General features: G+C 40.9%; 17 protein-coding genes. 2 read left to right on the forward strand and 15 right to left on the reverse strand.

Annotation, left to right across the window (positions count from 1 at the left end):
• Nucleotides 1–57: 57 nt before the first annotated feature.
• The 3 genes from PG086_RS04920 to eno form a co-directional block, all read right to left on the reverse strand.
• Complete coding sequence (locus PG086_RS04920; RefSeq protein WP_045617166.1) at nucleotides 58–894, reverse strand: AraC family transcriptional regulator; 837 nt, start codon at nucleotides 892–894, stop codon at nucleotides 58–60.
• Between the two features lie 198 nt (nucleotides 895–1,092).
• Nucleotides 1,093–1,587, reverse strand: a complete 495-nt coding sequence (locus tag PG086_RS04925; protein ID WP_000031476.1) for a YkgJ family cysteine cluster protein — start codon at nucleotides 1,585–1,587, stop codon at nucleotides 1,093–1,095.
• A 125-nt stretch (nucleotides 1,588–1,712) separates the two neighbouring features.
• Complete coding sequence (gene eno / locus PG086_RS04930) at nucleotides 1,713–3,017, reverse strand: surface-displayed alpha-enolase (protein WP_000022823.1); 1,305 nt, start codon at nucleotides 3,015–3,017, stop codon at nucleotides 1,713–1,715.
• 163 nt (nucleotides 3,018–3,180) lie between these two features.
• On the opposite strand from eno, the gene PG086_RS04935 reads away from it, so the two are divergent.
• Nucleotides 3,181–3,627 carry a DUF1694 domain-containing protein gene (locus PG086_RS04935; RefSeq protein ID WP_033585277.1) on the forward strand — a complete coding sequence of 149 codons (447 nt, stop codon included), beginning with the start codon at nucleotides 3,181–3,183 and terminating at the stop codon, nucleotides 3,625–3,627.
• Here PG086_RS04935 and PG086_RS04940 read toward each other — a convergent pair.
• The 12 genes from PG086_RS04940 to PG086_RS04995 all read right to left on the reverse strand — a co-directional run bounded on the left by PG086_RS04940 (nucleotide 3,624) and on the right by PG086_RS04995 (nucleotide 21,618).
• Nucleotides 3,624–4,739: a glycerate kinase gene (locus tag PG086_RS04940; protein ID WP_120164214.1), complete on the reverse strand. Its 1,116-nt coding sequence runs from the start codon at nucleotides 4,737–4,739 to the stop codon at nucleotides 3,624–3,626. The genes PG086_RS04935 and PG086_RS04940 overlap by 4 nt on opposite strands.
• Before the next feature lie 9 nt (nucleotides 4,740–4,748).
• Nucleotides 4,749–5,393, reverse strand: coding sequence for a phosphoserine phosphatase SerB (gene serB, locus PG086_RS04945; protein WP_120164213.1), 645 nt, complete (start codon nucleotides 5,391–5,393; stop codon nucleotides 4,749–4,751).
• A gap of 58 nt (nucleotides 5,394–5,451) precedes the next feature.
• Nucleotides 5,452–6,885 carry a glycogen synthase GlgA gene (gene glgA, locus PG086_RS04950; RefSeq protein WP_084939716.1) on the reverse strand — a complete coding sequence of 478 codons (1,434 nt, stop codon included), beginning with the start codon at nucleotides 6,883–6,885 and terminating at the stop codon, nucleotides 5,452–5,454.
• Nucleotides 6,882–8,021 carry a glucose-1-phosphate adenylyltransferase subunit GlgD gene (gene glgD, locus PG086_RS04955; RefSeq protein WP_000687044.1) on the reverse strand — a complete coding sequence of 380 codons (1,140 nt, stop codon included), beginning with the start codon at nucleotides 8,019–8,021 and terminating at the stop codon, nucleotides 6,882–6,884. The genes glgA and glgD overlap by 4 nt, the downstream gene beginning before the upstream one ends.
• The gene (locus tag PG086_RS04960; protein WP_000787257.1) at nucleotides 8,011–9,153 is read right to left on the reverse strand and encodes a glucose-1-phosphate adenylyltransferase; all 1,143 of its coding nucleotides are present in this window, start codon (nucleotides 9,151–9,153) and stop codon (nucleotides 8,011–8,013) included. The genes glgD and PG086_RS04960 overlap by 11 nt, the downstream gene beginning before the upstream one ends.
• A gap of 157 nt (nucleotides 9,154–9,310) precedes the next feature.
• A complete protein-coding gene (gene glgB / locus PG086_RS04965) occupies nucleotides 9,311–11,206 on the reverse strand; it encodes a 1,4-alpha-glucan branching protein GlgB (RefSeq protein WP_270747978.1) in 1,896 nt (631 codons plus the stop codon).
• Nucleotides 11,207–11,478: 272 nt separating this feature from the next.
• A complete protein-coding gene (locus PG086_RS04970) occupies nucleotides 11,479–12,903 on the reverse strand; it encodes an NADP-dependent glyceraldehyde-3-phosphate dehydrogenase (protein WP_033585284.1) in 1,425 nt (474 codons plus the stop codon).
• A 197-nt stretch (nucleotides 12,904–13,100) separates the two neighbouring features.
• Nucleotides 13,101–15,386, reverse strand: a complete 2,286-nt coding sequence (pulA, locus tag PG086_RS04975; RefSeq protein ID WP_270747980.1) for a type I pullulanase — start codon at nucleotides 15,384–15,386, stop codon at nucleotides 13,101–13,103.
• A gap of 156 nt (nucleotides 15,387–15,542) precedes the next feature.
• Entirely contained in the window at nucleotides 15,543–17,501 is a 1,959-nt protein-coding gene (gene ligA, locus PG086_RS04980) for an NAD-dependent DNA ligase LigA (RefSeq protein ID WP_270747981.1), read from the reverse strand.
• 89 nt (nucleotides 17,502–17,590) lie between these two features.
• A complete protein-coding gene (locus PG086_RS04985; RefSeq protein WP_270747982.1) occupies nucleotides 17,591–18,769 on the reverse strand; it encodes an MFS transporter in 1,179 nt (392 codons plus the stop codon).
• An 80-nt stretch (nucleotides 18,770–18,849) separates the two neighbouring features.
• Nucleotides 18,850–19,713 (reverse strand): MutR family transcriptional regulator, encoded by an 864-nt coding sequence (locus tag PG086_RS04990; RefSeq protein ID WP_270747983.1) that lies wholly within the window; start codon nucleotides 19,711–19,713, stop codon nucleotides 18,850–18,852.
• Between the two features lie 3 nt (nucleotides 19,714–19,716).
• The gene (locus PG086_RS04995) at nucleotides 19,717–21,618 is read right to left on the reverse strand and encodes an ABC-F family ATP-binding cassette domain-containing protein (protein WP_270747984.1); all 1,902 of its coding nucleotides are present in this window, start codon (nucleotides 21,616–21,618) and stop codon (nucleotides 19,717–19,719) included.
• Nucleotides 21,619–21,845: 227 nt separating this feature from the next.
• Between PG086_RS04995 and PG086_RS05000 the strand changes: the two genes are divergently transcribed.
• Nucleotides 21,846–23,564: a phospho-sugar mutase gene (locus tag PG086_RS05000; RefSeq protein WP_270747985.1), complete on the forward strand. Its 1,719-nt coding sequence runs from the start codon at nucleotides 21,846–21,848 to the stop codon at nucleotides 23,562–23,564.
• The last annotated feature ends 107 nt before the right edge of the window (nucleotides 23,565–23,671 follow it).

Genomic DNA, 23,671 nt, shown 5'->3' on the forward strand with positions numbered 1-23,671 from the left:
TAAAAGCTATCTTCTACAGAGTTCGATTTGCATCTTTATAAAAAATCAGAAAATGATCTAGTTCTTAATCACCGGAATCCAGAGTTCCATTTGATAGTCAGGTGACGACATGTCACCTTCAGTATAGACTTCGAAATCTGGCGCTCCTGAGTGGCGATATCCTGTTTCAGGGAAAAAGACCTCCAAGACATATTTCCAAGCATTGTGAATGCTAGCTGGTACTGAACCTTTGACTGGGACGATAGCATATTCAGCCACTGGGATATCTTTGATTGATAGACCTAGCTCTTCTGCTTTGACTTTATCCGTCACATCATAAGCAGCCATATAGTTGATGATTTCGCCTTCTTTGACATCAGAGCAGAGACCAAAGGATTGGCCACTACCCAGACTTTCTAGATTTTCAAAGCTGTGTTTCTCATAGAGTTGTTCCCAAGCAGATGGGCATTGGCTATTGTCAATAGCTTCCAATAGGACACCTGCCACGGTAAATGAAGGCTTCTTTTGAATCTTGATATCCATAGTCTTTCCTCCTGTGATTTTTAAGGATAATTGAAGTCTAGGAAAGACCCGATAAGGTTTTCCATTTCGAACTTCTGAGGGAGTTGCCCCATGGAATTTCTTGAAGGCTGAGCTAAAAGCATCCGCAGAGTCATAGCCATATTTCAGTGCTATGTCAATGACTTTCTCAGAGCCTTCTCGCAAGTCTGTCACAGCTTCTGATAACCTGCGATTGCGCAAGTATTCTGCTAATGTCATATCTGCCAGGATAGAAAATAGCCTGCTAAAGAGCGGGTAAGAATAGCCCGATAGCTGCTGAAATCTTTTCATATCCACTTCGCCAGTCAGCTGCTGCTCCAAATAATCCATGGTTTGATTGAATTGATGCATCATATTCTTTTTCACCTCATAAAAGATACTAAGGCCGTTAAAAACAAAGTGAAAATTGGAAAATTGACGGAGGGGCTCCTGCTCCGAGAAAATTTCATCTTTTTCACACAGCTTTAGGCCATGTTCAATTCTATCTATATTCTAACAAATACAAGATACTTCCACCCTAGAATCTTTGTACAAGATTTAAAGGTGTAAAATCTATAACTTATCTTTTAATTTCTCAACAAAGAGATAGGCTGCTGGGCAGGTCAAGGTATTCTTAATCGTCAAATGGTTGATTTGATGGATCTTTTTCCGGTCTGTATGGGGAAATTCACGGCAAGCCTTGGGACGAACGTCATAGATGGAACAGAGATTATCTCCTCCTAGAAAGGGGCAAGGCATGGATTTGAAAACCTTGTCCCCGTCTTCATCTACCTGTAAAAACTCTGCTTCAAAGGCTGGTAATTTCATCTTAAAGTACTTAGCGATACGGGTGATATCTGCTTCTTTAAAGTCGGGCCCCAAAGTCTTGCAACAGTTAGCACAGGCGGTGCAATCAATCTCAGCAAAGACTTCTTGGTGAATCTGCTGCGCAATCTTGTCTAGATTTTTTGGTGGCTTTTTCTTTAGGTTAGCTAACACTTTGCGGTGCTCTTTCTGCTTTTGCAAGGCTAGTTGATGGTAATACTCAATATCAATCTCTTTAGACATAATTTCTTTCTAATTCAAGTGTTTTTGTCTATTATACCATAAACACTGCCCCCTTTTTGCCCCCTGAACAGAAAAAAGCCCTTCGGATAAAATCCGAGGGGCTTAAAACGTTGTTAAATCAACGATTATTTTTTAAGATTGTAGAATGATTTCAATCCACGGTATTCAGCTACTTCACCAAGTTGGTCTTCGATACGAAGCAATTGGTTGTATTTAGCGATACGGTCTGTACGTGAAAGTGAACCAGTTTTGATTTGTCCTGCGTTTGTTGCAACTGCGATGTCAGCGATTGTTGAATCTTCAGTTTCACCTGAACGGTGTGATACAACAGCAGTGTAACCAGCTTCTTTCGCCATTTCGATAGCGTCGAATGTTTCTGTAAGAGTACCGATTTGGTTAACTTTGATAAGGATTGAGTTAGCAGCACCTTCTGCAATACCTTTTTCAAGGTAAGAAGTGTTTGTTACGAAGAAGTCGTCACCAACCAATTGAACTTTACCACCAAGACGTTCAGTAAGAGCTTTCCAACCGTCCCAGTCGTTTTCATCCATACCATCTTCGATAGTGATGATTGGGTATTTGTTTACCAATTCTTCAAGGTAGTCGATTTGTTCTGCAGCAGTACGTACAGCAGCGCCTTCACCTTCGAATTTAGTGTAGTCGTAAACTTTACGTTCTTCATCATAGAATTCTGATGATGCACAGTCAAATCCGATAAAGACATCTTTACCAGGAACATATCCAGCAGCTTCGATTGCAGCAAGGATAGTTTCGACACCGTCTTCAGTTCCTTCGAAACGAGGAGCGAATCCACCTTCGTCACCTACGGCTGTTTCCAAACCACGTGATTTAAGGATTTTCTTAAGAGCGTGGAAGATTTCAGCACCCCAACGAAGAGCTTCTTTGAATGTAGGTGCACCAGCAGGTACGATCATGAATTCTTGGAAAGCGATTGGAGCGTCAGAGTGAGAACCACCGTTGATGATGTTCATCATTGGAGTTGGAAGAACTTTAGTGTTGAATCCACCAAGGTAGCTGTAAAGTGGGATTTCAAGGTAGTCAGCAGCAGCACGAGCTACAGCGATAGACACACCAAGAATTGCGTTTGCACCCAATTTACCTTTGTTAGGAGTACCGTCAAGTGCGATCATAGCACGGTCGATAGCTTGTTGGTCACGTACATCGTAGCCGATGATAGCTTCAGCGATGATGTTGTTTACGTTGTCAACAGCTTTTTGTGTACCAAGACCACCGTAACGAGATTTGTCACCGTCGCGAAGTTCAACTGCTTCGTGTTCACCAGTAGAAGCTCCTGATGGAACCATACCACGTCCGAAAGCACCTGATTCAGTATAAACTTCTACTTCAAGTGTTGGGTTACCGCGTGAGTCTAGGACTTCGCGAGCGTAAACATCAGTAATAATTGACATTTTTTACTCTCCTTTGAGTTAAATTTTTTACACCTCTATGATACCTTAAAAATAAGCGTTTTTCAAGAAAAAACGTTATCTTTGTGCAAATTTTCCTTAACTTTATAAAGTAATCGCTTTCTTTTCGTCTGTTTTCTCGCGATTTTTGTGATATACTATTTTTATGACAGATTTATCAAAACAACTACTAGAAAAAGCTCATGGTGGGTCGAAATTAAATCCTGACGAACAACGCCGCTATCTCGGCACTTTCGAGGAAAGGGTTCTTGGCTATGCGGATATTAATACTGCCAATAGTCCTGAATTAGAACATGGATTTTTCTCTATTTTAGAAAGTTTCCAAGAAAAGGTAGAGATACTTTTTGTGAAGATCTCACCAAATATCGAGTTTGACAAACAGGTCTTTTACTTAAGACAAGCAAAGGAAAGTAATTGCCAGGCGACTATTGTTTCAGACGATCATATCACTTCTCCTTTTGGCCTTGTCATTCATACGAACGAACCTGTTCAAGTAGATGAAAAGGACCTTAGACTTGCATTCTCAAATCTCTGGGAGGAGAAAAAGACAGAAACTCCTAAAAAATCCATCTGGAAAAAATGGTTAGGTTAATCCTTCCTCATATTTAATAAATGACCGATATTAGTAGCTGTGTGTTCCAAATAGAAACTTGCATTTTTCAAACTATCTTCCAAAGGTTCACTTTTCTCTAAAATAGAAAAGGCTGCTTGTATATTTTCGAATGGTAGGGGTGGCAAATCATTAGCAAGACTTCCACAAATAGCAATAACAGGAACTCCTTCAGGAGTTCTTTTTGCTACACCAATAGGAGCTTTTCCAGCAAGGCTTTGACTGTCCAGTCTACCTTCTCCAACGATAACCAAGTCGGCCCCTGCAACCTTCTTGTCAAAGTCAATCAAATCTAAGCAAGTGTCAATCCCAGATACGATACAGGCCTCAGCAAAGGCACATAACCCAGCAGCAATCCCACCACCAGCTCCTGCTCCTTTAAGAGATAGGGTGGAAGGTGAGAATTTTTCATAGAACTCCTGTATAGCCAGATCTACCGTCTCAAACAAAGCAGGATCCAAGCCCTTTTGTTTTCCAAATGTATAGGTCGCTCCTTGATGACCACATAAAGGGCTCACGACATCTGCTAAAATGCGAATTTTTACATCTTCAGGAATCCTATATAGGTCATCTTTGGAAACTGATTCAAACTCAAGCAAAGTCTGACCGCAAGCTGGCAATTCTTTTCCATTCTTATCATAAAAACGATAACCTAAACCAGCAGCAATGCCTATCCCACCGTCATTACTAGCCGTACCACCAACCCCGATATAGATTTCTTTCATCCCTTGATCAACGAGATGGCGAATCAACTCTCCGATACCTCGGGTTTGGATGTGAAGAGGATTTCGTTTCTCCCGCGAAATCTTCCCAAAACCAACCAAGTCAGCAACTTCAAAGAGCGCTACTTGACCTTTTTGAAAGTAGCGCATTGCTTCATTTAGGCCAAAAGGTCCAGTCACCTCTTGCCATTTTTCTTCGAGTTCAAGAGAATGTTGAATAGTATCTACAGTTCCTTCCCCACCATCACCAACAGGGCAGAGCAGACATTCTACATCCGCTATTGACTGTTCGAAGCCTCTTTTTATAGCTTGAGCGACCTCTTCTGCCGTCAAACTTTCTTTAAAAGAATCGGGTGCAATTACAATTTTCATAGTTCCCTCTCATTCTAAGAAATCAATCAAAGGTAGAGCTTCCAAAAAATCCCTTTTATCTACATGACAAGCTATCTCAGATTTTACGAATTCTTTGGCACAAAATGCAATACCACGTCCTGCTGACTTTAGCATCAAGAGGTCGTTAGCACCATCACCGATGGCAATCGTTCTTTCTTTGGAAAGTCCTAATTCCTTTCTCCATTTCTCAAGAGTAGCATTTTTTACTTGACTTGTCACAATTTTACCAACTAATTTTCCTGTTAAAAATCCGTCTTTGACTTCTAACTGGTTGGCGGAGAAATAGGAAATACCAAGGGATTTTGCTAATCTCTCAACTATTGGTGCAAATCCACCAGACACTAGACCGACTAGAATACCCTTCTTTTGAAGGATGTAGATAAATTCTTGAGCATTCTTGGACAGATGAATGGATTTGAAGACAGTATCAAAGACCGAAACCGGAAGGCCTTTTAACAAAGCTACCCTCGCTCGTAAACTTGTTTCAAAGTCCAGTTCACCTCGCATTGCCTGTCTTGTAATCTGCGAAATTTCTTCTTCGCAACCTGCTTCTCTTCCTAAAAGATCAATCACTTCCTCTGCTATCAGGGTTCCGTCAACGTCCATGACACAGAGCCCCATTACTTGAGACATAAACTTTCCTTTCTAAACAGCCCAAAAATCGTATGAAAGAATCATACGATTTTATCTATTAGTTGACTAAACTATGGTACAAGTCCAGGTAAGATTTGCAGGCTGTATCCCATGAGAAATCGCATTCCATAGCTTGTTTTTGTAGATTTCTCCAAACGTCCGGCTGATTCTTATAAACATCCAAGGCTGTTTGGAAACTCCAGTTAAGCCAGTATGGTGTTAAATTGTCAAAGCTAAATCCAGTACCAGTTCCTTCGATTGGATTGAAGGATTGAACCGTATCACGCAAGCCACCCACTTCATGAACCAATGGTAGTGTCCCGTAACGCATCGCCATCATTTGAGACAAACCACATGGTTCAAAACGACTTGGCATGAGGAAGAGATCACAAGCTGCGTAGATTTCTTGAGCAAGCTTGACGTCAAAAGTGATATTTGCTGATAGCTTGTCAGGATAGACTTGAGCAAACCAAGAGAAGGAATGTTCAAAAGCTGGGTCACCTGTTCCTAAAAGGACTATTTGAACGTCCTCTTGTAAGAAACGATGCAAGCTTTCTACAACAACATCAAAACCTTTTTGGCGCGTCAAACGAGAGACAATCCCAACTAGAGGAACATCTGCTCGCACAGGTAGACCAACTCTCTCTTGCAATTTTGCTTTGTTTTGTGCTTTTCCAGACAAATCTTCCTTATCAAAATGATAATCTAAAAGTGGATCTGTTTGAGGATTATAAAGATCTGCGTCAATACCATTGACAATACCTGAAACCTTACCTGACTCCATGCGAAGAATCTGATCCAAACCGCAACCAAACTGACTGGTCATAATCTCGTGCGCATAGCTGGGAGAAACGGTTGTGACACGATCCGCGTAGAGAATACCTGCTTTCATCCAGTTGAGACAATCATTCCAGCGAAGGGTCCCATCAGCATAGCGTTCAAATCCAACACCGAACAAATCCCACAACATTCCTTCAGAAAATTGACCTTGAAATTCCAAATTGTGAATGGTTAAAACTGTTCTGATTCCTTGATATGCCTGAATCCAATGGTACTTTTCTTTTAACAAGAAGGGAATCATGGCTGTGTGGTAATCATGAACATGAATAAGATCAGGGATAAAGCCAATGCGTTCCATGGCTTCAAGAGCAGCCAGTTGGAAAAAGGCAAAGCGTTCACCGTCGTCAAAATCACCGTACACATGACCACGGAAGAAATAATACTGATTATCAATGAAGTAGAAGGTAACCCCATTCAAGACCGTTTTCTTAATACCACAGTACTGTCTACGCCATCCTACACTAACTTCAAAGTGGAGAACCTCCTCAATCTGCTCGCCGAACTTAGCCTCTACCATATCATAATAAGGCAAGAAAACCGCAACTTCGTGTCCTGCTTTTACAAGTGATTTGGGAAGGGCACCAATGACATCGCCCAAACCACCTGTTTTTGAAAAGGGTGCTCCTTCTGCCGCTACAAATAAAATTTTCATGAATAAATGTCCTCTGTTACTGTTTCACCCTTCTTCACTACAACTGGATGTTCTGCCGTTCCTCGAATGACAACACCGTCCGCAACTTCAACTCCTTTGTCTAGGATGGCATATTCAACTTGGGCACCCTGACCAATCACAACACGAGGGAATAAAATGCTGTCTTTCACCACACTATCTTTGTGAACATAAATGTTACGAGATAGGACTGACTGAACTACTTCACCCTCAATGATACTACCTGAAGCAAACTGAGAAGTACTTACTTTTGAAGTATTCGCATAGTAGGTTGGTTCTTCATTCTTAACCTTGGTATAAATCTTTTGGTTAGGTGAGAAGAGAGAGTAGAATTTTTGAGACTCCAACATATCAATATTGGCTTGATAATAGGATTGAACGGAGTGAATATTGGCTAGATAGCCCGTGTATTCGTAAGCAAAAGCACCTTCTTTTACAGCTAAATCGCGGAGTACATAGCGTAATTTTTCTGGATATTCTTTTTGAACTTCTTCTTCAAGTCGTTCAATCAACCACGGAGTATCAACGACGAATATATCTGTAGACATGTTGAAAAGTTCATCTGTTGATTTGGCATCAAAAAGTTTATGAGAAAGAACATGGTCTGTTTCATCCACTTCCAAGATGGCATTAACATCTGAAATATCCTTTTTAGGTAATTTCTTATAAACAACTGTAATCGGACGACCGGCAGTAGTATGTAAATGGAATACTTGATTGAGGTCAATATTCACCACGATATCACAGTTAAGTGCAACCGTCTGATTTGATCCTGAACGTTTCAAATAAGTGAGAAGCTGTTGGTAATATTCTTTCCCAACTGTGCTACTTTCAACACTCGTATTATAAATACCTAGATAGTAGTGGCTGAGAAGGGTAGATAAGCCCCACTCACGTCCTGAACGAATGTGGTCAAAGACTGAACTGATATTGTCTTGTTGGAAAATTCCAAAGACACTACGAACACCAGCATTTGCAAGGCTAGAAAGAGGGAAATCAATTAAACGATATTTTGCTCCAAATGGCAAGCTAGCCACCGGACGGTGTTCTGTTAACGTTGACATATCATGAAAACCAACTGTGTTTCCTAAAATGGCTGAATATTTATCAATCTTCATCTGATGCTACCCCCACTACTTCATTGTATCCTACTACTTGTACTTCGTCTGTTCCATCAATTTCGACACCTTCAGAAATAACAGCACCCTCACCAATAATGGCACGTTTAATTTTTGCACCTTTTCCGATAATGGCACCACTCATGATTACAGAGTCTACTACTTCAGCACCCTCACGTACTTGCGCTTCTGTTGAGAGAATGGAATGCTTAACAGTTCCATCCACGAGACAGCCATCCACAACTAAAGAATCTTCTACATGAGCGTGTTTTCCAATAAAGTTTGGTGGTGAAATCAAGTTCCGTGAGTAGATTTTCCACTGACGATCACGACTATCCAAAGCGTTGTTTGGATCAATGTATTCCATATTTGCTTCCCATAGAGACTCGATCGTACCAACGTCTTTCCAGTAGCCTTTGAATTCATAAGCATAGACGCTTTCTCCAGACTCAAGGTAATTTGGAATAACGTTTTTACCAAAGTCTGACATATCTACCTTGTTCTTTTCAGCAGCAACAAGCATATTGCGGAGACGTTTCCAATCAAAAATATAAATCCCCATTGAAGCCTTTGTAGACTTAGGTTGAGCAGGTTTTTCTTCAAATTCAACGATACGGTTATTGGCATCTGTATTCATGATACCAAAACGGCTAGCTTCCTTTAGAGGTACGTCTAGAACAGCTACAGTCAGACTGGCATTGTTATCCTTATGTGATTGGAGCATATCATCGTAGTCCATCTTGTAGATATGGTCACCAGAAAGGATCAAAACATACTCAGGATTAATACTATCAATGTAGTCAATGTTTTGGTAAATAGCGTGGCTAGTTCCTTCAAACCAACGGTTTCCCTCGCTTGCAGAGTAGGGTTGAAGGATAGAAACACCTGTGTTAATACCATCTAGTCCCCAGCTAGAACCATTTCCAATATGGTTGTTCAAAGCAAGAGGTTGGTACTGCGTAATAACACCAACATTATGAATCCCAGAGTTTGCACAGTTGGAAAGAGCAAAGTCAATGATACGGTAGCGCCCACCGAATTGCACCGCCGGTTTGGCAATGCTTTGAGTGAGTTTTCCGAGACGTGTTCCTTGCCCACCCGCAAGGATTAAAGCTAGCATTTCATTCTTCATTTTCTACTCCTTTATAAAGACATGTGAACGTTAAAATCGAAAGAAGGTCGGAAGTCAAACTTTTATAAAAATAATAGGAAATCCATTTCTCTTGTGTTTCAAGTCCAATACAAGTACATCCGTTTTTAAAATCTAAAAAATTGTAATCAACAGCCTGCTATTCTTTTTTCTTGGCTGGTTTCAAACGACGTTTGATCTTCCAGATGCTTGCTCCCATAGCAGGCAAGGTAAAGGTCAAAGTATGCTCGTAATCTTTCCATAAGCCTTCTTGAGTCTGAACTGTTTGATTGTGCTCTTTCCACACACCTCCCCATTCTTCTAATTCTGTATTCCAAACTTCTTCGTAAATACCTGCAACAGGTAAACCAATCGTAAAGTCCTTACGTTCAACTGGTGCCATATTAAAGACACAGACTAACATTTCGTCCTTCTTGCCCTTACGAATAAAGGAAAGAACACTCTGATCCCTATTATCAGCATCGATAATCTCAATACCATCATAACTAGTATCAATTTCCCAAAGACAACGATGGTCTTTATAGAATTGATTCAGTTGAGAAGTGAAATGCTTCATCTTCGCATTCATTGGATCTTCTAGATTAGACCATTCCAACTGCTCCTCAGACTTCCACTCTAAGAATTGCCCGTACTCACTGCCCATAAAGAGCAATTTCTTACCTGGGTGGCAAATTTGATAGGTGTAAAGATTGCGCAAACCGGCAAATTGGTTATAGCGATCTCCCCACATCTTATGCATCATACTCTTCTTGCCATGAACCACTTCATCATGTGAGAAAGGTAGGAGATAGTTTTCATTGAAAACATACATGAAGCTGAAGGTCACAAGATTAAAATCATACTTGCGATAAATTGGATCTTCCTCGTAGAAACGGAGAATATCGTTCATCCAGCCCATATTCCATTTATAGTCAAAGCCAAGACCACCCATTTCTTTCATGCCAGTAATCTTTGTTGCTGATGAACTTTCTTCTGCAATCATCATGATATCTGGATGAGCTAACTTAATCACTGTGTTTAAACGTTGAAGGAAATAATAACCTTCATAGTTAAGGTTTCCACCGTCTTTGTTTGGAGTCCAAGGAGCATTATCATAATCTAGGTAAAGCATATTGCTCACTGCATCGACCCGAATACCATCTAAGTGGTAAAAATCAATCCAAAATTTAATACTTGAAATCAAGAAAGACTGGACCTCATTTTTCCCGAGGTCAAAATTCAGAGCCCCCCAACCATAGTTATGAGCCTTGTTGTAATCTTGGTATTCAAAAGTTGGTGTTCCGTCATAATACGCCAAGGCATCATCATTAATAGTGAAATGGCCTGGCACCCAGTCTACGATAACACCGATATTATTTATATGACACTCTTCAACGAAATCTTGGAATTCCTCAGGTCTGCCATAGGAATGTTCAAAAGCAAAGTAACCCATAAGCTGATAGCCCCAGCTCAAGCCAAGTGGGTGAGCCATTAAAGGCATGAACTCAATATGTGTATAGTTCATCTCAACTAAGTATGGAATCAACTCGTCTTTCAGTTGCGAAAAAGTATAGGGACTACCGTCTGGATTTCTCTTCCAAGATCCTGCATGGGCCTCGTATATATTAACTGGTCTCTCGAAAAATCCCAAACGTTTGCGACGTGCTAGCCAAAGACCATCTTTCCATTTCTTTTCACGGATATTGGTCAGAACTGCTCCTGTACCCGGTCTAGCTTCAAAATAAATTGCCAACGGATCAATCTTCATAATCTGGTGACCATTTGCACGCGTGATATGATATTTATAAATCTGACCTTCCTGAGGCTGACTAGTAAAGACTTCCCAAACACCTGCTTCATTACGAACCATGGGAATCTGATTCTCAATCCAATCAGTAAAATCTCCAACTAGATGAACTGCTTGTGCATTTGGGGCCCAAACCCTAAAAGTATAGCCAATTTCTCCGTTTTTCTCCTCTCTATGTGCTCCTAAATAATGCTGGAGGTGAAAGTTTTCACCTGTAGTAAAGGTTCTTAATGCTTCTTGATTATTCATTCGATCCCCTCTCTTTTGTAAGCGTTTTCTATAATTCTATTATACACTCTTTTAAGATAACTTTCAAGTAATTTACGAAGAAAATCATATTTTTTTATGAAAGTCTTCAAAAAATTACCGAGCATTTTAAAAAAGATATCCCGAAAATAGAATACGAAACAATTTCCATATATTTTTTTATTATAATACCAGAATATTCGTTTTTTAACAATTTTAAACTGTATTTTTTTGAAAAAAATAAAATCAGGAAATCGATTTCCTGATTTTATAGATTATTTCACATCAAATACAATGGATTTAACATTTGTCATCGCTTCGATACTATATTTAATTCCTTGCACTCCTGCTCCAGAACCTTTTACACCAAGGAATGGGAAATTATCTGGTCCGCGTTGTGTTTTATTATTAATATGAACGGTTCCCACTTCAAGTTTCTCAGCGATTTCAAATGCCTTCTTAAAGTCATTTGTAAAGACAGAGGATTGAAGACCAAACTCAGATTCATTGGCAATTGCTACTGCTTCATTCGCATCTGCGACACGAATAATTGGTAGAACAGGGCCAAACGGCTCTTCCCATGCTACTTTCATATCTTTTGTAACTTGGTCAAAAAGCACTGGCCAGAGAAGATTGCCTTCACGCTTGATTGGTGTAAGAGCCTGAGCACCTTTTTCTTGTGCATCTTCAATCAAGTCCCAGATGAAATCAGCTGAAGCGTTATCAATAACAGGTGTGATATCAGCATTGTCAAATGGATCACCGACTGTTAGCTTAGCGACTTTAGCTTGGAGCAATTCGGCTAACTTGTCTGCTACGCTTTCTACAACTAAGACACGTTTAATAGCGGTACAACGCTGACCAGAGTAGCTAAATGCACCACCTACGATTTGATTGGCTGCATTTTCCAAATCTGCATCTTCTAAAACGATTGCTGCATCTTTCCCGCCAAGCTCCAGCATAACTGGGCGCATACCAGCTAAACGACCGATACGCTCCCCAATCGGTGTTGAACCTGTAAAGTTAATGAAGTTCACTTCCTTGTGTTCGATGATGTAGTCTCCGATCTCAGAACCACGTCCAGTGATGGTGTTAAAGACACCTGCTGGAATTCCGGCTTCGTCAAATGCTTTAGCTAGCAAGAGACCAGAAATAGATCCTTGCGTTGGTGGCTTAAACATAACGACATTTCCTGCAATCAGAGCCGGAGCAATCTTGGATCCAGAAAGATTGACTGGGTAGTTAAATGGCGCGATAGCTAAGACAACACCAACTGGCTCACGACGGACAACGGCTAGTTTGTTTTTACTTGCAGCTTCAAAACCGCCACCTTCCATTGCTTGTCCAGTAATACGGAGACCTTCCTCAGCAGCAAAACGGATCAAACCTGCTGTACGTACTACTTCTCCAATGGCTGCTTTAATCCCTTTTGCAACCTCTTTGGCAAGAATTGTACCAATTTTTTCTTTATCACGTTCCAAAATGTCTGCTGTCTTATGCAAATAGGCTGCACGCTCAACGGGTGCTAAATCACGCCACGCAGGGAGAGCTGCACGCGCAGCTTTCATAGCCTCATCTACTTCAGCCTGACTCATAGCTGGTACTGTGCCTAGTTTTTCTTGATTGATAGGAGAATAGATCGTAATCTCGTTCTCTGATAATTTCCATTTTCCATTCACTAAATTCTGATAATTTGTCAAATTCTCTTCCTCCTGAAAATGATTAAAACTTATTTTATCAAATTTTCAGAAAATTACAACCCTTTTTGTGAAAATATTGATATTTTTTTCACAAACTTGATTCTTCAAATTATTTGAATTTTATTCCTATTAGATATTGGTTTTTCAATAAAAATCAAAAAAGGTCTAGTTAATCTAAACCTTTTCAGAACATTAATTTACGAGAGTACCTTTAAGACCACGACACTGGTATCATCAATCACATTTGATTCTTTAGAACGACTATTAGATACAAGCATTTCAAGATTTCCTGCATTCTCAAAGTAGAAGGAAGTTCCCTTCGCATTAAAGACTACCAATAAGTGCTCTGGTCCACCGTGAATTTCGTAAACAATCCACCCACTATTTTCAGCAGCTGTATGGACAAAAACATGACGGTAAACTTCTTCGTATGTAGGATAGGAGAAGGCACTGGTCTGTGTTTTCAGGCGAATAATCTGACGGATAAAGTCAATGCTCTCTTGTCTCTCATTGATTAAATCCCAGTTGACTTGGTTGACACTATCTGGAGCATTGTAGCTGTTCATAGCCCGTTCTCTATCTGCCGCAGTCAGCTCGCCATTTTCTCCAGTAGCAAAGAGTTTGGTGCGGCCAAATTCTTGCCCTAGCTCTATAAAGGACATCCCTTGCATAAGAATGCTCATCGCTGTTGCTGTCTCAACTTGGCGCATAATCTTATCTAAACTGTGATCTGGATGAAGGGTCACCAACAAATCATGCAAGTTGTAATTATCATGGGCTTCCACATAGTTAAGGACTTGGTTTGGGCTAAGATATGAGCCCAACTCTCGGCTACCAAGAATAGCTTTGGCTACAATCGGTTCTGTAGCAGCACCACTAACAAATCCTGCCTTGATTGAGCCATAAACTTCTCCTCCTTTGATGGCATCTCGCTGATCATCGTTGAAAAATCCAATATTTGGCATCTGATAGGCATTGTCCTTCTTGGCCTTGTCATAAGGTGCAAGACCTGTCCCCATATCCCAACCTTCTCCATAAGTGAGAATACGCGGGTCGACTTCATCAAGTGCCCAACGAATTGCCTGCATGGTTTTAACATCGTGAATTCCCATCAAGTCGAAACGAAAACCGTCAATATTGTATTCTTTCACCCAATAAAGAAGTGAGTCAATCATATACTTGCGGTACATTTCGTGTTCGCTCGCGGTTTCATTTCCTACACCTGTACCGTTTTGGAAGGTTCCATCTGGATTCATACGATAGTAATAATCAGGAACAGTTGTTTGAAAAGGAGCATCAACCGTTGAGAAGGTATGGTTGTAAACGACATCCATAATGACACCGATTCCTGCATCATGATAAGCCTGAATCATGGCTTTGAGATCTCGAATAACCTGTCCAGGATCATCTGGATTACTAGAGAAACTTGTTTCTGGTGCGTTGTAGTTTTGAGGGTCATAACCCCAGTTATAGGTTACATTTCCCTCCTCATCATATTCCTTATGGCGATCAAAGATTGGTTGAAGCTGAACATAATTACAGCCGAGTTCTTTGATATAGTCAAAGGCTGTTGCTTGCCCATACTGGTTAACCGTTCCAGTCTGAGCAGCCCCAAGGAAAGTTCCTCGAAGATTTTCTGAAACTCCAGATGTCGGTGATTTTGTAAAATCACGAATGTGCATCTCACAGATAACGGCTTTACATGGGTTTTCCAAACGCCAAGGAGCGTCTATCCCATGTTTGACTTCAAACCCTTCTACCTGTCTATCTTGCTGAGAGAGGATGACGGAACGTTTCCCGTCAGGACTTGTAGCAATAGTGTATGGGTCTCGTGTCAAAGTCTGGTGGTGCGGAAACTCAATCTGATACTGATAGGCTTTACCTGCAAGATTTTCATCCAGGTCTACACTCCAAACACCAATAGTATTGTACTTATGACTATATGAATAGCTATTCCCACGTTCAAGATTAAAGGTTTTCCAAACCGGCGCGTCGTTACTTGTATTTTCATAAACGACCACTTGGACTGCTGTAGCTGTTGGAGCCCAGAGTTTAAAGCTTGTCTGGTAGTCTGAGATACTGTAACCTAACTCTCCTTGGTATCCCCAATGATGATCAAAACTTTCACTGTGAAAGGCTTTATCAAAAGCAAACGGGTTTTGATCTTTATAGTAAGAACTTGCAATGGCTGAATTTTCAGAATAATAAACTGTCTCATCACCATCCAAAATCCAAACCTCAGTCAACAGTGGATAATGGTTAAACCGTAGGAGATAGTCCTTTGTCTTTCCATCTATTTCGACAGAAAAGGTCAGAGTATCGAGCCTTTCTGCACTTGTAACTGTAAAGGAGAATTTTGCTCCAAAATAGTCATTTTCATAATACAAATTTTCTTTAATATCCGCCTGTTTTCTACTGAATGAACAAGCGGCATAATCCTCATTTTTTCGGTGAAAATGGATGACTACAGGGTAACTATACATTTCTTTTCCTAATTCCTAATTTCAATTTAAATTTCTTATGTGGTGCTGAAGAATTTAACGGGAAATTCAGCACAATAGAGAATAGTTTTAATAGATATAAAAACACATCAGGAGAGATAGTTCCATACTATCTAACATCTAGTTCTCAACTATTCTTTACAAACTTTCTAGCCAGGCCTCATCGCGAATCTCGATACCAAGTTCTTGCGCTTTTTGGAGCTTGCTTCCTGCATCTGCTCCTGCTACGACAAGATTCGTTTTCTTAGAAACACTACCTGTGACTTTGGCACCAAGACTTTCGAGTTTACTTTTGGCTTCAGAGCGCGTGAGGCGTTCCAATTTCCCCGTTAGCACAACGGTCAAACCTGACAAGGCCGCATCTACCACGACTGTCTGCCCTTTGTAGTCCAGATTGACTCCAGCTTCTTTCAACTCGTCTAAGAGAATCTTCGACCCTTCTGTAGCAAAGTAAGTCTGAAGACTTTGGGCAATCACACTACCTAAGCTTTCGATACTTGCTACTTCCTCTGGGTCTGCTTGGGCTAGATTTTCAATAGAGTGAAAGTGTTGGAGCAAGAGTTGGCTAGCCTTGCTTCCGACATGGCGAATTCCCAAACCGAATAAGAGCTTTTCAGCAGAGTTTTCCTTGGATGCTTGAATGGCCTGATACAGTTTAGAAGCAGACTTTTCCTTGACACCTTCTAAAAGGAGGAAATCATCTTCTTTCAAACGGTAAATATCCGCCACATCCTTAACCAGATTAGCAGCAAAAAGCTTTTCAACGATAGATGGACCAAGTCCTGTAATATTCATAGCATCTCGAGAGGCAAAGTGAATCAAACCTTCCATGATTTGGGCAGGACAGCGAGGATTGATACAACGAAGAGCCACTTCATCTTCAAAATGAAGCAACTGACTCTCACAACTTGGACAATTAGTCGGAATATCTAGTTTTTCTTCAGAAACACGCTTGGACTCTACCACACGCAAAACAGCAGGGATGATATCTCCAGCCTTATAAACGATAACCGTATCGTCTTTGCGGATATCCTTTTCAGCAATATAATCTACATTGTGCAGTGTTGCACGGCTTACGGTTGTGCCAGCAAGCTGAACAGGTGTTAGATTGGCAGTTGGGGTCACAACACCCGTACGACCTACTGTCCAGTCAACTGAAAGGAGTTGAGCTTCTTTTTCTTCAGCAGGAAATTTATAGGCGATTGCCCACTTGGGCGCTTTAACAGTAAAGCCGAGTTCTTCTTGACCTGCTAGGTCGTTGACCTTGATGACCACCCCATCGATATCGTAAGGTAGTTTCTCCCGTTCTCGTCCTACTTCTTGGATAAAATCCCATATCTCACCTATGCTTTTAGCCAATATTCGTTTAGGATTAACTACAAAGCCAAGCTGTTCAAGATGCTCCAAGACCTTTTCTTGACTATCACGAGTTGAAGGGCTGGCTTCTTGATAGAGGAAAGTCGCAAGATTACGCTTGGCAACTACTGCTGTATCCAACTGACGGAGGGTTCCTGCAGCTGCGTTACGAGGATTGGCAAATTCAGGCTCTCCATTTTCTTGGCGAGCTTGGTTGACCTGATCAAACGAAGCGCGTGGCATATAACACTCTCCACGAACGGTGATATCTAGTTCTTCTGGCAAGGTCAAAGGAATGTCCTTGACACGCTTGAGGTTCTCTGTGATATTTTCACCAACAGAACCATCCCCACGTGTCGCACCGACTACCAAAATTCCCTTTTCATACGTAAGCGAGATAGACAAACCATCGATTTTCAGTTCGCAAATATAGGTCGGTTGGGGTAATTCCTTTCGAACACGCGCATCAAAAGCTTCTAACTCTTCACGTGAAAAAGCATCCTGCAAACTATAAAGAGGATACTGATGACTGTATTTTTCAAAACCATCTAAAACCTTACCACCAACACGATGGGTCGGACTGTCCGCTAAAACTTGATCTGGATAGGCAGCTTCCAATTCGACCAACTCTCGGTAGAGGCGATCATACTCGCTATCTGACACCGAGGGATTGTCACTCGTATAGTACTCGGTCGCATAGCGATTGAGCAAGGCAACTAACTCATTCATTCTTTCATTCATAAAACTATTCTACCATAAATCAAGCCCTCCTCACAATAGAGAAGGGCTGAAAAATGGATTGTAGTGAAATATTTTCTAAAAAAGAGAAATTATAACTCTTTTTTAAAATGACTTCGCACATAAACGAGGGAGAAACAAGACAGGACAATAACCCCGCTTCCAATTATCAGAAAAGAAGAAAGATGTACACTTGGCAGCACCGTCATAAAGCCTTTTGCAATCGGCATAAATAGGATGGCTAAGGTAAAAATTGTGCTTAGCACTCTCCCCAAGTATTCCCCCTCAACCTTGGTTTGCACCTGAGTAAAAAAGTGAATATTAAATATCGTCATAAACAGTTCACATACTAAATTTCCAGAAAAGGAAAGAAAAGTTGGCAGTGGTAATCCCATCATAGAAACTCCAACTCCAGTCAAAGCCAATAGAATCAAAAGATTATAAACACTTGCCTTTATTTTACTAGCTAGAAGAGCTCCGATAATCGAACCAATAGCGCCCATAGTCAAAATACTCGCATAAGCTCCTTCTACCCCGTATAGTCGATTTGAAAAAGGGAGGAGAAATTCAAAAGCTGCAAAAAAGAAATTAACACTGGAAGCTACTAACAAAAGAAAAAAGATCTCTTGCTGGCGCCAAATATAGCGAATTCCTACTTTCATATCAGAAAAAATATTTTTCCAACTGAAAGTCCTTTTCACTTGTTCCTTAGCCTCTTTTTTGGGGAGGAAAGCTACTAAGGTAAATGCAATGAAAAAACTAATAGCATCTAAAACAAGCGTCATATGGAGACTAGCAAATTGTAAAACGATGAAAGAAAGTACAGGGGAGCTAATGCCTACAACCTGCAAAACGAGCTCTAAGCGAGCATTATAGGTCACAATCTCGTCTTTCTCTACAACCTCAGTTATAATGGCTTTATTGGCTGTACGAGAAAATGCAAAGGCAACCGCCTGAACAATATTGGCAAAAATCAAGGCAGCAATCATCAAGCTATCATTTCTGATGAAAGAAATAGCTAAACAGAGAATACCGCAAATTAAGTCTGTCGTCATCAAAATTTTGCGACGCGAAAAGCGGTCTGAAATCACTCCGCCAAAGGGATTGACCAGAATCGATGTGACGAGTTCAGAAATCTGATAAATCCCAAGAACAGTCTGTCCTATCGTCCCCATTGATGCCAACCAAACACTATTTCCATAGTCATAGAGCATATTCCCTATCTTATTAATAGCCCCACGACTAATCAACTGGATTGCATGTCGATTCATATAAAAAGCTCCTCTCAAATTTTGAAACTATTGTATCAAAACTGAAAGGAGTCTCTTTATTTTTCCCTTATTTGGGAAATTTAAGCATTTACAAATCTTTCATAATGTTCCTGATAGTAAGCCACTTGCTCTGGAAGTCCAAGCACATCAAAAATATGCATAGCCTCCTGCATCTGACAACAACCCTCTTCTTTCGGGTCTCTCTGGTAGAGAGCAAAACCTTTGAGATAATGAAAGATATTGCGCTCATAAAGTTTGATGCCATTTCCAATCAACTTCTCAACATAGCCTTCAAAATAGTCCGCATCCGTAAAGGAACGGTTTTCCAAACAATGCTGGTAACAGTTAAGAGCTAAAATCAAAACGAGTTTTCGATGGCGACCAATTTCTTTATAGTACTCCTCTCGCTCCATGACTTCTCTGCCAATCCGAGCCACATAGTCCACATTGTAGAAAGTATAGAGATTGCCAAAAAGGATCAACTCATACATGGTCCATTCTTCTGTTTGGAAAAGATAATCCGCCACCTTTTCCAAATCACTCTGACTCATCGTGTAACGAGCATCTCTTTGACAAATCAGTCCTTGTAGCAGAATCCAATTCAGCTCAAAATAGAGGGGATTGGTCGAACTCTTCGCTTTCTTGAGCTGTTCCTTTTGAAGCTTTTGAAAACCTGCAATATCATTTGAGTAATAAAGCGGAATAATCTGTGCCATCAAGGCAACATGTTCATGATTTTGAAAATCCCTAGCCTTGTCCATGAAATTTTCAATAGTCACATGAATATTATCCAGTATCTCAAAGAAACGAGAAACTGCTAAGTCAGACTCCCCAAGCTCGAAGCGGGATAATTGAGAGGTTGAACATGATTCACCTGCCGCCTCTTTCAATGAGTACTTCCCACTTGTTCGAAATTCACGAAATACCTTTCCAAGATGTTCCATTTTTTACACCTGCTCCGATAATTCTTCCCACTCAAGCATAGCTTCTTCCTGACGATGGCTGATTTTGTCCAGTTCGGCCTGCAATTCCATGAGTTTTTCAGCATCGTTGGTTTCCAGCATTTGTTCAGAAATAGCTTGACTTTGGCTTTCTAAAGTTTCGATTTCAGCCTCCAAACTCTCAATTTGTCGCATGAGTTTGCGAGCTTCTTTCTGACTTTCTTTCTGGGCTTGATAGTCATTAACTGGACTTGCTTCTTTTGCTTGATTGCTAGTTGAAACTTCTTCTGTCCGGCTGACTTCCATTTCAGCCTTCTTATCAACATAGTAGTCATAATCTCCCAAGTAAAGAGTCGAACCATTCTCAGACAATTCCAAAACGTGAGTGGCCACACGATTGATAAAGTAACGGTCATGGCTGACGAAAAGAAGGGTTCCGTCAAAGTCAATCAGGGCATTTTCTAACACTTCCTTGCTATCAATATCCAAATGGTTGGTCGGCTCGTCAAGAATCAAGAAGTTATTGTTTTCCATTGAAAGTTTGGCAAGAAGCAAACGAGCTTTCTCACCACCTGACAGCATTCCGACTGATTTTTTAACATCATCTCCTGAGAAAAGGAAGGCTCCAAGGCGGTTACGGATTTCAATCTCTGGTGTCAATTTAAAGTCATTCCAGAGTTCATCCAGAACACTATTACTAGGTGTTAGCTTGCTTTGAGTTTGATCGTAGTAACCAACCTCAACATTGGCACCAAAACGCTTCTCTCCCTTGATAAAAGGAATCTGACCAACTATTGACTTGATAAAGGTTGACTTCCCGATGCCGTTTGGTCCAACGATGGCGACAGCATTCATCTTACGAAGATCTAGATTGATAGGCTCTGACAATATTTCCCCATCATAACCAATGGCTGCATTTTCAACTGTAAGGACAAGATTACCCGACGTCTTCTCAGACTGGAAGGTCATATTGGCTGATTTCTTCCCAGCTTCAGGCTTATCCAAGCGCTCCATTTTTTCTAGTTGCTTACGCCGAGATTGAGCACGTTTGGTTGTCGAAGCTCGGACTAGATTGCGATTGACAAAGTCTTCCAGAGCTGCGATTTCCTTCTGTTGCTTTTCATAGTTTTTTGCCTCAGTAGCTAGCTTTTGCTCCTTCAACTCGACAAAGCGAGAGTAATTACCTACATAACGATCCAAAGAATGTTTGGTCAAATCCAGTGTAACCGTCGCAACCTTGTCCAAAAAGTAACGGTCGTGGCTGACAATAATGAGGGCGCCGCTATAATTTACCAAGTAATTCTCTAGCCAGGCAATGGTTTCGATATCCAAGTGGTTGGTTGGTTCGTCCAAGACCAAGAGATTTGGCTTTTCAAGGAGCATTTTAGCCAGTGCCAGACGAGTATTTTGGCCACCTGAAAGCTCGGCAATTTTCATCTGCCACATAGACCCGTCAAACTTGAAACCATTCAAAATCGCTCGAATATCAGCTTCGTAGGTAAAGCCACCAGCCTGGCGGAAATTCTCTGACAAACGATCATAATCCGCCATCAGTTTATCCAAATCTTCACCAGACTTTTCACCCATCTCCAGTTCCATCTGACGAAGTTGCTTCTCAGTCCGACGCAAGTCATCAAAGACGTGAAGCATTTCATCATAAATGGTATTTTCAGACTCAAAACGGCCATCTTGGGCTAGGTAAGACAGAGAAACATCTTTTTTCTTATTGATTTCTCCACTGGTCGGCTCCTCTTCCCCAACCAAAATCTTCAAAAGAGTAGACTTACCTGCCCCATTTTTTCCAACGAGGGCAATCCGATCTCGTTCATCAACTTGCAGGTTGATATTATCAAAAAGAACCTCTCCTGCAAAAGAACGTTCAATTTTATTAGCTTGTAAAATAATCATACATCTATTTTACTATCTTTTTCTCTTTTGCACAATTGCAATGAAAAAAGTTCGAGTCATAAACCCGAACTATTCATCTGCTTTTTCATTAGAAAGCGTATAGGGCTGTTCTTCTACAATGAAATAAAAGGAAATTTCCTACATTTTAAGTTATGCTAACGTTTTACTAAAATGTCAAATCGTGATATAATGAAAGCGATTAAAGAAATAGATAAAGGAGATACTCTATGACTTACCAAGAAAATTATCAAAAATGGGTCGATTTTGCCGACCTTCCCGACTATCTTCGTCAAGATTTAGAAAACATGGACGAAAAAACAAAAGAAGATGCTTTCTACACCAATCTTGAATTTGGTACTGCTGGTATGCGTGGCTTGATCGGTGCAGGTACAAACCGCATCAACATCTATGTTGTTCGTCAAGCAACTGAAGGATTGGCTCGTTTGATTGAGTCAAAAGGTGGAAATGAAAAAGAACGTGGTGTGGCAATTGCCTACGATAGCCGTCACTTCTCACCTGAATTTGCCTTTGAATCTGCTGCAGTTCTTGCTAAACACGGTATCAAATCTTACGTATTTGAAAGCCTCCGTCCAACTCCAGAACTCTCATTCGCTGTTCGTCACCTCAACTGTTTCGCAGGTATCATGATTACTGCCAGCCACAACCCTGCTCCATTTAACGGTTACAAGGTTTATGGAGAAGACGGTGGACAAATGCCTCCACATGACGCGGACGCTTTGACCACTTACATCCGTGCTATCGAGAATCCATTTGCTGTCGAAGTTGCTGATGTGGAAGCTGAAAAAGCTTCTGGCTTGATTGAAGTTATTGGCGAAGCTGTCGATGTGGAATACCTCAAGGAAGTCAAGGACGTTAACATCAACCCTGCCTTGATTGAAGAATTCGGTAAAGACATGAAGATTGTCTACACACCACTTCATGGTACTGGTGAAATGTTGGCTCGCCGTGCTCTTGCCCAAGCAGGATTTGACTCAGTTCAAGTCGTTGAAGCTCAAGCAACTCCAGACCCAGACTTCTCAACTGTAAAATCTCCAAACCCAGAAAACCAAGCAGCCTTCGCCCTTGCTGAAGAACTCGGCCGTCAAGTTGGTGCTGATGTTCTTGTGGCAACCGACCCAGACGCTGACCGTGTTGGTGTTGAAGTGCTTCAAAAAGATGGTAGCTACCTCAACCTTTCAGGTAACCAAATCGGTGCTATCATGGCTAAATACATCTTGGAAGCTCATAAGAGTGCTGGAACTCTTCCTGAAAATGCTGCTCTCTGCAAATCCATCGTATCAACAGACTTGGTAACGAAGATTGCTGAAAGCTACGGCGCAACCATGTTCAATGTCTTGACAGGTTTCAAATTTATCGCTGAAAAAATTCAAGAATTCGAAGAAAAACACAATCACACTTACATGATGGGATTTGAAGAAAGCTTCGGTTACTTAATTAAACCATTCGTACGTGATAAAGATGCTATCCAAGCCGTTCTTGTCGTTGCCGAACTTGCTGCCTACTACCGTTCACGCGGTTTGACACTTGCTGATGGTATCGAAGAAATCTACAAAGAATACGGCTACTACGCTGAAAAGACCATCTCTGTTACCCTTTCTGGTGTCGATGGTGCAGAACAAATCAAAGCAATCATGGCTAAATTCCGTAACAATGCTCCGAAAGAATGGAACGCTACAGCTATCACTGTTGTAGAAGACTTCAAAGCTCAAACTGCTACTGCTGCTGATGGTACTGTGACAACTTTGACTACTCCTCCAAGTGATGTGTTGAAATATACACTTGCTGACGGTTCATGGATTGCAGTTCGCCCTTCGGGTACAGAACCAAAAATCAAGTTCTACATTGCCGTTGTTGGTGAAAGCAACGAAGATTCACAAGCTAAGATTGCTAACATCGAAACGGAAATCAATGCGTTTGTGAAATAACACTCTATAAAGATGAGATAAACTAGTCTCATCTTTTTTTTGTATCAAATCTAAGCAATTTTAGGAACTTTGTGGCATACTAGACATATCAATGAAAGCGAGGTAAA

The sequence above is a fragment of the Streptococcus halitosis genome (assembly GCF_027691175.1).
GTDB classification, from domain to species: domain Bacteria; phylum Bacillota; class Bacilli; order Lactobacillales; family Streptococcaceae; genus Streptococcus; species Streptococcus halitosis_A.